The sequence below is a fragment of the Candidatus Berkiella aquae genome (assembly GCF_001431295.2).
Lineage (GTDB): Bacteria > Pseudomonadota > Gammaproteobacteria > Berkiellales > Berkiellaceae > Berkiella > Berkiella aquae.
Window position 1 is genome coordinate 2,663,806 of the sequence record NZ_LKAJ02000001.1, and the last position, 14,038, is coordinate 2,677,843.

Annotated in this window: 11 protein-coding genes; 1 reads left to right on the top strand and 10 read right to left on the bottom strand. The window is 39.9% G+C overall.

Translation table 11 applies throughout. The features are described from left to right. Nucleotides 1-7: 7 nt before the first annotated feature. From HT99x_RS11695 to HT99x_RS11740, 10 genes are all read right to left on the bottom strand, one after another. Nucleotides 8-409: a hypothetical protein gene (locus HT99x_RS11695; protein ID WP_075064743.1), complete on the bottom strand. Its 402-nt coding sequence runs from the start codon at nt 407-409 to the stop codon at nt 8-10. A 44-nt stretch (nt 410-453) separates the two neighbouring features. Then, nucleotides 454-1,800, bottom strand: coding sequence for an MFS transporter (locus tag HT99x_RS11700; RefSeq protein ID WP_083482735.1), 1,347 nt, complete (start codon nt 1,798-1,800; stop codon nt 454-456). A gap of 88 nt (nt 1,801-1,888) precedes the next feature. Continuing rightward, nucleotides 1,889-3,838, bottom strand: a complete 1,950-nt coding sequence (locus HT99x_RS11705) for an EAL domain-containing protein (RefSeq protein WP_075064742.1) — start codon at nt 3,836-3,838, stop codon at nt 1,889-1,891. A gap of 1 nt (nt 3,839) precedes the next feature. Next, on the bottom strand, nt 3,840-4,496 hold the full coding sequence (locus HT99x_RS11710; RefSeq protein ID WP_075064741.1) for a transglutaminase-like cysteine peptidase: 657 nt from the start codon (nt 4,494-4,496) through the stop codon (nt 3,840-3,842). Between the two features lie 91 nt (nt 4,497-4,587). Beyond that, nucleotides 4,588-6,015, bottom strand: coding sequence for a TolC family outer membrane protein (locus HT99x_RS11715; RefSeq protein WP_158003330.1), 1,428 nt, complete (start codon nt 6,013-6,015; stop codon nt 4,588-4,590). 316 nt (nt 6,016-6,331) lie between these two features. Continuing rightward, the gene (locus tag HT99x_RS11720; protein WP_075064740.1) at nt 6,332-7,024 is read right to left on the bottom strand and encodes a LuxR C-terminal-related transcriptional regulator; all 693 of its coding nucleotides are present in this window, start codon (nt 7,022-7,024) and stop codon (nt 6,332-6,334) included. A 1-nt stretch (nt 7,025) separates the two neighbouring features. Next, nucleotides 7,026-8,414 carry an HlyD family type I secretion periplasmic adaptor subunit gene (locus HT99x_RS11725; protein WP_235528396.1) on the bottom strand — a complete coding sequence of 463 codons (1,389 nt, stop codon included), beginning with the start codon at nt 8,412-8,414 and terminating at the stop codon, nt 7,026-7,028. Continuing rightward, the gene (locus HT99x_RS11730; protein ID WP_083482733.1) at nt 8,404-10,716 is read right to left on the bottom strand and encodes a type I secretion system permease/ATPase; all 2,313 of its coding nucleotides are present in this window, start codon (nt 10,714-10,716) and stop codon (nt 8,404-8,406) included. Before HT99x_RS11730 ends, HT99x_RS11725 begins: the two co-directional genes overlap by 11 nt. Before the next feature lie 149 nt (nt 10,717-10,865). Beyond that, complete coding sequence (locus tag HT99x_RS11735; RefSeq protein WP_075064739.1) at nt 10,866-11,363, bottom strand: STAS domain-containing protein; 498 nt, start codon at nt 11,361-11,363, stop codon at nt 10,866-10,868. Nucleotides 11,364-11,365: 2 nt separating this feature from the next. Continuing rightward, nucleotides 11,366-12,556 carry a SpoIIE family protein phosphatase gene (locus HT99x_RS11740; RefSeq protein ID WP_075064738.1) on the bottom strand — a complete coding sequence of 397 codons (1,191 nt, stop codon included), beginning with the start codon at nt 12,554-12,556 and terminating at the stop codon, nt 11,366-11,368. A gap of 184 nt (nt 12,557-12,740) precedes the next feature. Here HT99x_RS11740 and HT99x_RS11745 point away from each other — a divergent pair, with 184 nt between their 5' ends. After that, a complete protein-coding gene (locus HT99x_RS11745) occupies nt 12,741-14,024 on the top strand; it encodes a hypothetical protein (RefSeq protein WP_075064737.1) in 1,284 nt (427 codons plus the stop codon). Nucleotides 14,025-14,038 lie beyond the last annotated feature (14 nt).

Below are 14,038 nucleotides of genomic sequence, written 5' to 3' on the forward strand. Positions count from 1 at the left end.
GCTCAATTTAGTAACCTTCCTTTTCGCCATCAAAGGGATATCGGTGCATACGCAAGTATTGATCGACATAATGAAAGCCTCTGGGGAGATCCTTATCGGGATCACAGTAGTACGCGCGACCATTCGCTGTTGGAGAAAGTCCCCCATAAATGTCAGTCCAGACAATATGGGTGGCTCCTAATTTTGCAGCTTCATCTAATGCCTGAAATCTGGCGAGTTGCTCACCCAGCGGGGGCATTCCGATCATTTGAGAGCAGCCTGTCACCCCACCTAAAAAGGAGCACTTTGCAACCATTTCAGGGTAAGCAGGGATAACCCGTTGTGCACGCTGGCTAGGTTCAATGGCAACGCAGCCCATTAAACCCGCCAATACTGATGTGATTAACACCCTTTGCAGGGTACGTTCCATGTTCTGTAGCCTTAATGCTTCCCAAGCCTTATTTAAGTTTTAGCTTAAAATTTGATTGGGCGACAGTAAGTTTCTTTTAAGAAGAAGCACAGAAGCACAGCTAATAAGGTAGCAATCGGTAATACCATCATTGAAGTTTGGTAACTTTCAATTGAATATACCTTTGCCTGATCGATGAGTACGCCATCCCAAGTCATATCTAATATTTTGGCAACAATCACTTGCCCAAATGCGAAGGTCACGACGAGGAAGTTGGTCACGGCAACTGCAGTCCCCGCTAGATCTTGAGGACAATTTTCTCTACCGATAGCAAAACAAATGACTTCAACACTGGATACAACCCCAATGAAGAATAAAAGTATTTTGATCGTCAATGGCGATAGACCAGGATAATAAAGGAAGATAAGCAGCAAGATTGAAGTCAATAATGCGCCAATCAATAAGGGAATTCGACGTCGACCTATCAGATCAGAGATGAAGCCTGCTAGCGGCCCACCCACTGCCCACCCTAGAAATATCATCGTTACCGCTCGGGAAGCCTCTGCAGCATCAAATTGATGTACCGTTTGTAGATAAAGCTTGCCCCAAAGCTCAGGGAAGACCATGGTCGGCGTCATTAACAAGCCACCGATAACACCGTTGATCCAAATCTGAGAGTTTTTCAAAGCAACCACGATCTCTTTCCAGAGATGCTTATAACTGATTTTTTGTTTTGAAGAATTGTCTACGGTTTCTTGAGACGAAGAAGGGGCATCACGAACAATAAACCAAATGATGGGTACTAAGATAAATCCCGCATAACTGGAATAAATAATGGTTTCTCGCCAACCCATATTTTGGATCAAATCGGTTAAAAGTACCCCACCTATCATGGCTCCAACCATCCCTAAGGTGGTTGCTAGTCCTGAAACGAGGGCAAAACGATTAGGAGGTAACCAGGTAGACGCAAGCTTCATCACGCCAACAAAAGCAAAAGCGGAGCCAAACCCAATCCAAAAACGGCCAAACGCGGCTACCCACCAAGTATGGGTCATGCCAAAAAAGGCGGTTCCTAGGGCGCAGCAAATAACGGCTAAGGTCAGAACCCGTCTGGGACCATAGCGATCCATAAATAGCCCCACCGGAAGCTGCATGGGGGTATAAGAATAGTAATAGAAGGCGCTCAGATGCCCAATCAGGGTTGCATCTAAATATTGGCCATTAATGCTAAAGGCCCGCTGTAACTCTGGGACCATCAAGCCAGGCGTAATACGCAATAAATATTCATAACAATAAAATGCAGCTGCAAGCCCACAGATAATCCAAGGTAGGATGTTTTTGCTAAACAGCGTCGAAAAAGAAGAAGGACCGGAAATCATGTGGCCAGTTGGTTGGGTCATTTTACCAGTCATGTATTTAAATTATTCTTATTGCAGCCTTTAAAACCCAACCCTAAAGCATAAGCGTGTCGCTGACAAGTGCTAAGTAAACTAAATTCATTTACTTATCAAAGTCAATATGCGTCGGCTTACCAACAAAGTACCCTTGTGCACCATCGACTTTCAGTTTCATTAACATGTCATATTCATTTTGTGTCTCAACCGCTTCTGCTATCACCAAGATATCTAAGCTGTGTGCAATGTCGACTAAACTTCTGACAAAAAATTGGTTTTCTTTACTTTCTTCGATATGTCTAACAAAACCACCATCAATCTTAAGGTAATGGCAGTTAAGATTATAAAGATATGAAAAGGAATTAAAATTCTTACCATAATGATCAATGGCTGTTTTTGCCCCAACTTCTGCAACTTTATGAAAAACCTCACGAACCATGTCAATACGATTTATCACACCATATTCAGGTAATTCAATAATAAATCGATAGGCTTTCTTACCTAAAGATTTTAGTTGATCTAGCAGCCATTTTTTAAATTCTTCATTATCAAAAGCACTGGCTGATAAATTGACAGAATACCTCTCCGTGGTATCACTCTTTTGGATACGAGAAATGACATTCGCAATCACTAATTTATCTAAAGGAATAATTTGATTCAATTTTTCAGCCATTGACATAAAGGCACCCGCTGAAACAAGTTGATTGTTATCTAAGGGTAATCGTAACAATGTTTCATACATTTTATCTTCAGGTGTTCGCCAATTTTGCACTTCTTGAAAATGCAAAACAATGTTGTTTTCACGAATGGCTTTGTCAAAAATAGTGCCCCACTCCAATGCACCATGAACCGTTTGATCTTGGCTCACCATCATTGACCAACGATTTGCGCCTTGGCTTTGTGCCGTACGAAGTGCCATATCTGCGATCGATAAAATATCTTTTTTAAGATTTTTTGTCGTAAATTCCGTTAAACCAATATTGCCAACTTCTTTCGTTTTGCTTAAACCCTTAATCTCAAACTCTTTAAATTGTAAGCAGATTGTGTCAGCTACTTGTTCACCAACAACCTTCGTAATATTAGGCAGGATGATAAAAAAGCTTGCGCCTTTATTGGCAGCAATCGCATTTTCAAAAGGCGCGATGGATTGAGAAACAACTTCAGCAACATTTTTTAATAATGCATCACCCGCTTCATAACCATATTGCTCGTTATATTCCTTAAATTGTTTTAATTCGATCAGCAATAATATGGCGGTTGCTAATTTCTCTTCATCTTTAAGTAAATAGTCTAGTTGCAAATCAAAATAGCGACGATTTCCTAATTGCGTCACAGGTTCTTTATAAGCTTGTTCACGTAACCGTTCTGAAATTTGCATTTGTTCTTCAAATAAATTCTTCAATCGGCTCGACATGCTATTCATCGCAACCACCACTTGCCGAAGATCAAATGTCCATGGTAGTGACTCTTGAATCGTAAATTGTTGATTACAGATAGCTGCTGCTTGTTTGGTTATCGAACGCAGCGGTCTTAAAATAATGTAAAGTAGTCCACCACCTAGAATAACGGCAATCATCCCCGTCAACACTAACCATTTTAATGATTCAATAAATGTGAGCCAAATTTGTTGATAAGCAAAGCCGGGATTACTTTCAATAACGACTTTACCAACCTTGCGCCACCCATCCATAATAATGGCTTCTTTACTGGCAGTTTTTATTGGCAATAAATCAATAAAATATTGCGGAACACCCGCTACTTTTATATCTAAATGACGTTCTACTAACGGAGAGCCATTACTGGTTAAAACCTGAATCGTTTGATAGTATCCCCTGTCAAAAACAGCATCGACAATTCGATTTGCGGTAATGACATCATTATTCTTCATAGTCAAGGTTAAGCTAATACCCAGCGCAGTTGCGGTGTCTTGCGCATGAGAAGAAAGTTGCTGATCGAGAAATGTCTGCGTATTTCTAACAACATAGGTTATCATACCGGCAAATAAGCATAATAAAACGATGATACCTGACAATAATAATTGCTTAGTTAATGTCATACTATTCCTCTCTTCTGAATTTGCCTATTTTTCCTGATTTCATTCTTTCTTCTAAATCTGACCATCTTTTCAAATCAGATGCTTGACCGATTTTATTACCTAATCCAAGCTGTTTTGCTGCCCACAACCCTTTACCATTGAAACCATAGATGGGTTGTAAATCGGTCCTTTTGTCTGCCGGCAATATTTCTTTATTGTAGTTATCTAAAATTAAAGGAATACTATCCGGCGTTGGATAATAAGAAAGAACCATATGTGCAATGTTCATTTGCAAATGCTTAACATAAGTAATGAGTAACTTATCGTCGGGTACGCCAAGCTCTAGCAAGGTGAAATATTTTGCAACGGTAAAATCTTCACAATCGCCACCACCTGCAATTAAAAATTCTAACGGAGTGGCCCAATAATCTTCACTACCCCATTGACTAATATCCGAACGGTAGTCTAATAAATTAAAGAATTGATTAACGACTTGTAGCTTTTTTAATTCATCGGCATTTTGATTATCTTTAATAATCGACTGCCAAGTGGTCATGCGACGCTTAGCATATTCTCCGTATTGCTTACCAATTTGATCAAGATAGTTCGCATCAAATTCGAGCGCACTAACAAGACAAACAAATGAAGCCAATATCAATATAAGAAGACGTCTTCGCATGAATTCAAGAATGTCCCAATTCCATTTGAAACAAACAAAAAGAGGGGCATTTGAGCCCCTCTTTTATTATAGTCGATTCTGCGGTTTTCCTTTAATCAAACAAGGTACTTGTTTTATCGAAGAAACGTGCAGCGCCGTCCATCACGCCTGTTGGTCTTGGTTCTGCTTGATAAGGCAGTGCAACACCTAAAGAACGTGTTAAATCACCGGTTGCATTCATAACGCGATATTGACCCAAGATGCGTTTATAACGACCTTGAATGTAATCCTGTCTTGCACCGAATAATTCATTTTCAGCATCTAATAAGTCGAGCAAGGTTCGCTGACCGATATTAAATTGCTTGTGATAAGCTTCGCGTGTTTTAAGAGAAGCATCAACATGTTCTTTTAGTGATGGTAATTGATCTAATGCTGTTTGATACAAGTTCCATGCTAAACGAACAGATTCAACCACTTGACGTTGCGCACGGTTTGAAACTTCTTGCGCTTCTTGCATTTTAGATGCTTTTTCACAGATGGCTGCTAAGTCTTTACCACCTTTGAACAAGTTCCAACGGGCACGAACCATTGCCGTATTATCATCGCTATCGCCATGATTACCATCAAGGTTGTGGTTACGTGTATGCCCAAGTTGCAAATCTAATCTAGGAACAAAAGGTGCTCTGGTTCCTTTGTATTCATCACGCGTCACTTGAACGTCTTCAATGGAAGCACGCAAAACAGGATGGCATTTTAAACCAAGCTCAACTGCAGCATTCTCAGAATGTGGGAAACCAGGTGGTGTTTCCGGAACCGTTAAATGAGAAGGTGTTGGTATACCGATTTGTCGTAAAAATGCTGTTTCAGCATCTCGGAGTAATGCTTGTTGCGCAATGTAATTGACACGCGCTAAAGCAACACGTGCTTCAGCTTGGTCTAAATCTGCTTTACGACCAATACCGCCTTCGCTACGTTTTTGAATCTGACCATAAATGCGTTCGATAGTTGCAAGATTATCTTTGGTGTTTAACACCATTTCACGGTTTTGCAAAACATTGATAAAAGATTCTGCTACTTTCAACGCGGTATCTTGGGCACTACCATTAACACGCCATGATTCAGCTCGCACACGTGCTTTGTGACCTTCAACATCATGATACACCGCAAAACCATCAAATAACATTTGAGTTGCGGTTAAGGCAAACTCTGTTCGAGTCATGGTTGTTGTACCCAATGACGCAACTTGTGGAACAAGCGCTCCACCGGTAATACCATTAAAACCTGTGTAACCACGGGTTGTTGAGTTATTGGTATATTGTTGCCCCATACCTGCTGTCAAATCGACGGATGGCAAATAGCCCGCATACGATTGACGTAATTGTTTGTCTACTTCATCACGAACGTTGGTGCTGATTAAAAAGTCAGGAGATGTCGCAAGCGTATGAGCAACCGCTTCACGCACGGTATATGCATAGGCTTGTGTACCAAATGTTAACGCGATTGAAGGTAAGAGTATTTTTAGAAATCTGTTTTTTGACATGACTGTGTTCGCTCTTCCGTCTATCCATATACGCCTATAGGACACCAGCCTCATTGCTCTACACACTCAGTTAACCATGATACAGCTGGTTAGCTACTTTGCAGAACACGATTGCTACCTTGTCCATCCTTTGTAAATATACCCTGCCATGTGATGAAAGGGAATTTATTCAGCCTATATTAATTTAATTATCATTAATTATCTAGACAGTGTTTGCTGTTTGCTAACTAAAAATAACGCTCATAAGCTTTATTGAAGTTACCGAATCATGGAGTTCGATACAAGAAGATTTTTTCACAAGATGATAGCTTGCTTGTTAATGCTTATCTTGATGTGGTGGTTTACTACCATGCCATATAGACGTTATCTGTTGATGACGATTCATATATAAAGCAAGTTGTAGACGATCAGTGATACCAATTTTGCGAAAGATAACACCTAAATGTGCTTTGACTGTCCGTTCAGAAATACTAAGTTGTTCGGCTATTTTCCTATTACTGGCACCGGTTGCAACCAATCCAGCAATTTCACATTCTCTGGGTGTCATGGTTGCAATCCCTTTATCCAAGTGCTTGGCCTCTTGATGCTTAGCCTGCGTGATATCTTCTATTTCTAACAATAAGCGTGTCACAAATTTGCGATCAACCCATAACTCATTTGCCATAACGGTGTTAATCACTTTAGGTAAAAGACTTAATTGTATATCAAAATGACAATAAGCCTTCGCACCAAATATAATGGCAGAGATCTCTTCTCTTTCATCCGGTACTTTCGCCATGATCACAATATGCAATTGCGGTTGGATATCTCGCAAACTTGCAATCTCATTAACACCTGACTCGCCTAGTAACTGTAAGTCCACAACCAATACTTCAAAGGGTACTTTCTTCAGACACAAATCCAATGCTCGTCGCTCATGAATATCTACTTCATAGACACTAAATTGACTTTCCAGCTCTTTATGCCAGAGAGTTGCAATGGCTGCATCTGAAGAAGCAATTAATATCATGCTAACGCTCTCTCATTGCATTACGCTTAGCTTTGATTATTGGTTTTAGTAAATATTCCAATACGGTTTTTTGGCCTGTTAAAATATCCACTGTTGCACTCATACCAGGAATAATTTGCAAACGTTCACCATGTTTACCAACTAAGTAGCTTGCTTCGGTTGTTCGAACACGGATTTGATAAAAGCTATTCCCTTTTTCGTCGGTAATGGTATCCGCACTAATATGTTCAACAACCGCTTTTAAACCACCATAAATCGAAAAATCATACGCAGAAATTTTGACGGTGGCAGGCAATCCGGGTCTTAAAAAGCCGATATCAGAAGGACGAACATTCGCTTCGATTAATAAGGTATCGTCTAACGGAACAATATCCATCAAATCTTGACCTGGTTGTACAATACCACCAATCGTTGTTACCTTGACTTGGTTGACAGTCCCTCTTACAGGCGATCGTACAATCGTTCGTGTCACTCTATCCGCAGCCGCTTTATTGCTCTCAAATAAACGGGAATACTCTGCCCTTGCCGCATTCAGCTCTTTAAAAGCATCTGATTTAAAACCTAACAGTAATTCATCAATTTTTCTTTGAGCGCCAGTTAAACTTGCTTCTAATTTAGGAATGGATAATTGTGTTTGTTCTAATTCACCCGCTAAATCGTTCACTGTGCGTTCTAAACGAAGCACGTCAACTTCCGAAACAGCGCCTTGTGACACCAGCGGTTTGGTTAACGCTAATTCTTTTTTCACCAAAGCTAAACTACGTTCAAGCTGTTCTTTTTTACCCTGCGCACCGGTCAATTCCTGTTTACGCTGTTCCACATCATCTTTTAAGATATTCAATTTGACTTGCAACTCAGTTTTGCGATTTTCATAAAGATTAAGTTCATTTCTAACAGTATCTGGAGAATTTTCCTGCAGCTGCTTATTGAAAACTAATGGCTTACCTGATGTTTCGGCTTCTAAACGTTCGATTTTTGCTTGTAAAGCATCACTTTGTACTTCCCCCTCTTTCATGGAAGAAACAAAGCGTGTATCGTCAATGACCATCACAACTTGCCCGCGCTCAACGACTTCACCCACTTTGACACGGATATCTTTTACAATACCCCCTTCCAAGTTTTGAACAGTTTGCATACTACGAGAAGGAATGACTTTACCTTGGGCAACCGTCACAACATCCAGCGTGGCAAAGCTCGCCCAAATACCTCCAACAAATAAGAAAGCTGCTGCAGCAATTAAAATGAGGTGATAACGAAACGGGATCCCTTGCATCATTGCCGCACTGGAATCCGTCATAAATTCAACATCCACTTCGCCGATCTCAGCCTTCTTCTTGGCTTCTGCAAGCTCGTTCATGGATTCTCGTAATTTTAAAAATTTATCGCGCATGTGAGTGCAACTTCCCCTCTGCCAGTGCTTTTAAAACCAAATCTCTCGGGCCATCAGCAATCACTTTGCCACCATCCATTAAAATCAAGCGATCAACTAATGATAATAACGAGCCTTTGTGCGTCACTAATACTAATGTTTTACCTTTTGAAGCTTCAATGAGCTGATTCTTAAAAATCTCTTCTGTACGATTGTCCATCATATTAGTAGGCTCATCCAAGACCAATATGGGAGGATCTAAAATCAACGCTCTGGCAATCGCCACCGCTTGTCTTTGCCCACCTGAAAGCTTTTCACCACGTTCACCCACTGGCATATCAAATCCTTGTGGATGCTTCGACACAAAATCGGTGACTCCAGCAATTTTGGCTGCTCTTAAGATGGAAACATCATCTGCAAAAGGAGCACCATAGGTAATATTTTCTTTGACCGAACCATAAAACAAAATAACATCTTGAGGTACGTAACCAATATTACGTCTCATTGAGGCTGGATCTAACTGGCTAATTTCCGTGCCATCCATTAATACCGTTCCTTCGGTCGGTTGATACAAGCCTAATATGAGTTTTTCAATAGTCGTTTTACCCGAACCAATCCGTCCAATAATCCCTACTTTTTCTCCTGGAGAAATACTAATCGTTATATTAGCAAGTGCTGGGACTTGTTGACGTGGATATTTAAAAGTTACATCACGAATTTCAATGTCACCCGTTAAGTGGGGTCGGTGTAAAGGGGTACGTCCACGTAATCTATCCGTTGGCATTTTCATGACATTATCTAACGATTGTAATGCAGCAACCGATTGATGATAACGCGTCATTAATCCGGCAATTTGTGATAAAGGTGCGAGTGCGCGCCCCGTTAAAATGGTACAGGCAATCAGCGCCCCCATGGTCATATCACCATCCGCAATACGATTCACACCTAAGATTACAACCACCACACCTGCAACTTGTTGCACAAAGACTGAGAAACTAATTGCAGTTAATGACCATCCTCTCACTTTGGTGCCTATCTTTGCTGACATCCCAACGGCATGTTCCCATTTTCGTTGTAATGGGCTTTCTGCAGAGATACTTTTAATGGTTTCAACAGCGGCTAAAGATTCAATTAACATGGCGTGCTTCTGACCAGAATAACGGTAAGATTCTTTCACCGCTTTATTCAACGGACCTTGAATTAAAAAACCAACCAATATGACTAATGGTACGGCTAAAATGGGTACAATGACAATATAACCACCTAACGTGAAGATAATCGCAATAAAAAATAAGACGAAGGGTAAATCAATCAAAGTACTAATGGTTGTTGATGTAAAGAAATCCCTAAATGAATCAAATTGCTGTAAGTTATTGGCAAAATTACCGACGGATTCCGGGCGAGCTTCCATCCGAATACCCATCATCTGTTCAAAAATATTTGACGATAACAGGACGTCTGTTTTCTTCGCGGCAATATCAATGAAATAACCACGCAACATCTTCATCAAGAAATCAAAAGAAAAGACAATAAGTACCCCAATCGATAATACGGTTAAGGTATCCATTGCATTGTTAGGGACAACGCGGTCATATACATTCATCACAAACAACGAAGACGCAATTGCAAATACGTTAATAAAGAAAGAAGCAATGAGTACTTCTGAATAGATCTTCCAAGTGGTAGCAATCACACTCCAGAACCAATTTTTAGGTCTTTCTTTAAAACCTTCATCGCTGCGTTGATCAAAACGAAAAGCAGGTCTAGAAAAAATCGAATAGCCTGTATATTCTTTATTTAGATCGGCAAGCGATATAACTTGCTCACCTTCTTTTGATTCGGGCTGAATAATTGTTGCCGTACCCTTCTCTTCATTTTTTGCGATCAGAATGCATGCTTGGCGATTTTTTAGTAATAAAACAGCAGGTAATACTAGCGATGAGATATCTGCGAGCGAGCGCGAAACTATTTGTGCCGATAATCCAGCACGCGCTGCTGCTCGAATAAATAATTCAGGCGTCAGTTTATTGTCGACTAAGGGTAAACCTGCGATTAGCGTTTCTGGCGAAAAGGGATTATGTTCCAAACGCGTCAATACGACTAAACATCCTAATAATGGATCATGCGCAATATGATGAGCAGGCGGCACTCGCCACTGCTCTTTAGCTTCAGGCTCATCTGCTTTGGTATTGTTCTCTTTGATAAGGTTACCAGCTACTTCAACAGCACTTTCAATAGGTGACTGTGCTGACTGTTTTTCAGCTTTGTCTTTGTCCTTATCTTTATCTTTCTTCTTTTTCGATGAATCGCTAGGATGATCCATAATAACTCATTGCTCCAACATAAAATTAATATATACCCAGCGCATTTAATTGCTTCTTTACGCGATGGGGGTTCCCTAAGGGGGAGAATCGCGATTCTCTCTCTTAGGTGCGCGCGCGAACTGAGTTCGCGCGCTGTATTCAAACAATCTCACTTATCTTTCAACGTTCTAACGACAAGATCCATATCTCGACTGGGTCGATGTAATTGACTTAATGTTAAATGTGAATGGCGAATACATTCTTCTATCACATCTTTCTCTACCATGTTCTCTTCAACCATCGTATATTCATCCCAGATTTCTGCCAACCGTTCATCATATTCTTTGACAAGAAACAACTGATTTATCCCAATATCTCGTAATATCCGTTTTATGTCATCATTATTACAAACAATACTAGGTGGCTCTTGAGTAAATAATATTCGATTATCTTCTGATAAAAAGAAATTTAACAAGGTACCCAATACCGTACTATCAACCATCGTTGTTTGCGTCATATCAATCAGAATATCTTTTTTAGCTTCGTAAGGATTACTGAGCTTCAGAACGTTCTCTAAAGTCGGCGCAATGTTAAAGCGTAATTCGCCAATCAACTTTAGAACAAATAAATCTTTCTTATTGAGATATAAAATAGGGTAAGTTTGCATAACTAATCCTTACGAATCATTAATAAGGAGATATCATCGGGATAACTTTGTTCAGGACTCACCCCAAATTCAAGTAGCATATCCTCAATCGTGACATGAGGTTTTGCCATTAATGCAAGTAATTTACTTTCCTTTTCATCTAAATTATTTCCTTTGATTATTTCAAAAACCCCATCTGAAAACATGGCTATGCCAAATGGACCATGCAACGGATACTGATATTGCTCATAATAAGAGCCACTAAAAATGCCTACTGCAAACCCTCTTCCTGGCAAGAAGTGACTTTGCTTTCCATCCCAAACCAACGGATTAGGACTATGGCCTCCCACACTATATATCAGCATCTCTTTTGATAAATCGATGACGCCATAAATCATCGTCAAATACTTACCCAGTTTTACTTTTAAAATTTCATCACTGAGTAACTTCAATACTTTTTCAGGATGCAGTACATTGTCATCATATCCCATCTGATAATTGAGAACGATTTTCTCTATAAAGCTTTTTAGCAAAATCGTTACGAATGCAGAAGAGGCTCCATGCCCAGAAACATCGGCAATGTAAAAAATAATTTTGTCTTGGCTTATTTCAAAATAATCAATAAAATCGCCACTCAGATAAAGTGAGGGGATCACCCTATGAGTAAAACGATACGAATGAAATCTCACTTCTTCTTTCGGTAATAAACGTTCCTGAACACTTTTACCTGCAACTTGATCTTCTTTTAAGGTTTGTAAGCTACGTGCCAGTTGAATATTTTTAGCCTCTAATTCTTGCCGATATTTTTTATTCTCACTGATTAACCGACCGCTTTCTAATGCACGGCAAACGGCATGCTCAAGTACGGCCATATTGGCGACGGGTTTTAATACATAATCTTGTGCACCCAAACGTAATGCTTCAATGAGATGATCGGTATCATGCGTTTCCGCCACGATAACAACCGGTGTTTCCGGCGATTCTCTTTTAATAGATTCTAATAGTCCCAAACCGTTTATCCCCGGCATCACTAAGCTACTCAATACTAAATCAGGTTTTTTGTCACGAAAAACAGCTAAGGCTTCTTCACCATCTTTTGCCTCATACATGGTAAAGCCACTGTCTTCTAAATAATCAACAACATCTCGACGAAACTGCGCTTCATTATCAGCGCTTAGAATTCGTCCATAAGATGTAGCAATATCTGTTTTCATTTACAGCCCAATGTTAGTCCAATAGTTTATAAACAGTCGAAGCTAAATAGAATAGCCCCAATCCATTAATCGGATGGTTCGGCAAAACAATAGAGTTAGCGGTGCAAAATACTGGATATCTGGTAAGGCAATCATTATTATTGTTAGCAATTTTGGTAAGCCGTGTGTAGTTTGCGGAGATAATATGAAAAAAATAACAACTCGTTTATTGGCATTAGCGCTCACCTGCCCTGCTATTGGGCTAGGTTTTTATACAACCGATATTCCTAGTCCACAAGGACATGCGAATTGTTTTAACGATATTTTCCTACAAGGGGATACTCGTCTAAAGCTGCGATTTCGCCAAGAACAAGTGAATGATAAAAGTTATAGACAACTCGGCACCGAACCACAATTTCCAGGGCGCGCAAGCACTCTCTCAACCCGATTAACTTATAATACGGCACCTTTTTATCACGTGTATGGATTGCTCGATTTCAATAATGTCACTTCGTATTTTAATGATCATCATAATAGTGGTAGCAATACGACCCCGTCTAAAATACATTATGCGGTGATCCCCGATCCCAAAGGCACCGCGCTGGTTCAAGCATTACTTGCATTTGATGGAATACCACAAACACAGATTTTCTTCGGTCGGCAAAATATTAATCTCGATAATGAGCGTTTTGTGGGTACTTCTGATTTCAGACAAATGCCAAAGACCTACGATGCTGTTAGCATCGTTAATCGCTCCCTCACTAATGTTGAATTATTTTATGCCTTTGTTGATCAAGTAAACACTATCTACCAAGGAAACCAAAGCGCTTATTTTCCACAACGCGCGAATACAACCCATTTGATCAATGTGACAGCCACTTTATTTCCTTTTGGTGATTTTATTGCTTATGGTTATTTAGTGCATGATTTTGATTTCCCTCAATTTTCTGCCAATACTTATGGTCTGCGTTATGAGGGGGATTTCCCCTTCCCTGATATCACCTTTTATACCGTGATGGAATACGCAAGACAAAACTCAAAAAAACCTAACCCTATTGATTATGGTGCAAACTATTACCATCTTAACGGCGGTTTTGAATGGTTTGTATTTGATATCAGTGGTGGCTTGGAAGTATTAGGTGGCAATGATAGAGAAATTGGTAAAGCGTTTAAAACACCTTTTGCGAGCCTTCATGAATTTAATGGTTATGCTGGCAAGTTTACTCGTACACCCAATGATGGACTCAAAGATCTTTATGCCAAAGCACAAATCAACGTTTGGCAGATTATTTTAGAAGCAACTTATCATCATTTTAAAGCAGAAGCTGACAGCGATACCTTTGGTCATGAATGGGATTTTGCTATTAGAAGAGAGCTTTTCAAAAATTATTTCCTCAGCGTTGAATATGCTGACTTTCATGGCAGAAAAGAATATGGTTATGCCGATACGCGAAAATATTGGTTAACCGCTGCTGCGAAGTTTTGCTAGATTTGATTTTATTC

Excerpts from the sequence above, each read along its gene's own strand:
- HT99x_RS11720 (WP_075064740.1), bottom strand. The coding sequence starts at position 7,024 with ATGATATTAATTGCTTCTTCAGATGCAGCCATTGCAACTCTCTGGCAT.
- HT99x_RS11715 (WP_158003330.1), bottom strand. The coding sequence starts at position 6,015 with ATGTCAAAAAACAGATTTCTAAAAATACTCTTACCTTCAATCGCGTTA.
- HT99x_RS11740 (WP_075064738.1), bottom strand. The coding sequence starts at position 12,556 with ATGAAAACAGATATTGCTACATCTTATGGACGAATTCTAAGCGCTGAT.
- HT99x_RS11710 (WP_075064741.1), bottom strand. The coding sequence starts at position 4,496 with ATGCGAAGACGTCTTCTTATATTGATATTGGCTTCATTTGTTTGTCTT.
- HT99x_RS11730 (WP_083482733.1), bottom strand. The coding sequence starts at position 10,716 with ATGGATCATCCTAGCGATTCATCGAAAAAGAAGAAAGATAAAGATAAG.
- HT99x_RS11745 (WP_075064737.1), top strand. The coding sequence starts at position 12,741 with ATGAAAAAAATAACAACTCGTTTATTGGCATTAGCGCTCACCTGCCCT.
- HT99x_RS11735 (WP_075064739.1), bottom strand. The coding sequence starts at position 11,363 with ATGCAAACTTACCCTATTTTATATCTCAATAAGAAAGATTTATTTGTT.
- HT99x_RS11695 (WP_075064743.1), bottom strand. The coding sequence starts at position 409 with ATGGAACGTACCCTGCAAAGGGTGTTAATCACATCAGTATTGGCGGGT.
- HT99x_RS11705 (WP_075064742.1), bottom strand. The coding sequence starts at position 3,838 with ATGACATTAACTAAGCAATTATTATTGTCAGGTATCATCGTTTTATTA.
- HT99x_RS11700 (WP_083482735.1), bottom strand. The coding sequence starts at position 1,800 with ATGACTGGTAAAATGACCCAACCAACTGGCCACATGATTTCCGGTCCT.
- HT99x_RS11725 (WP_235528396.1), bottom strand. The coding sequence starts at position 8,414 with ATGCGCGATAAATTTTTAAAATTACGAGAATCCATGAACGAGCTTGCA.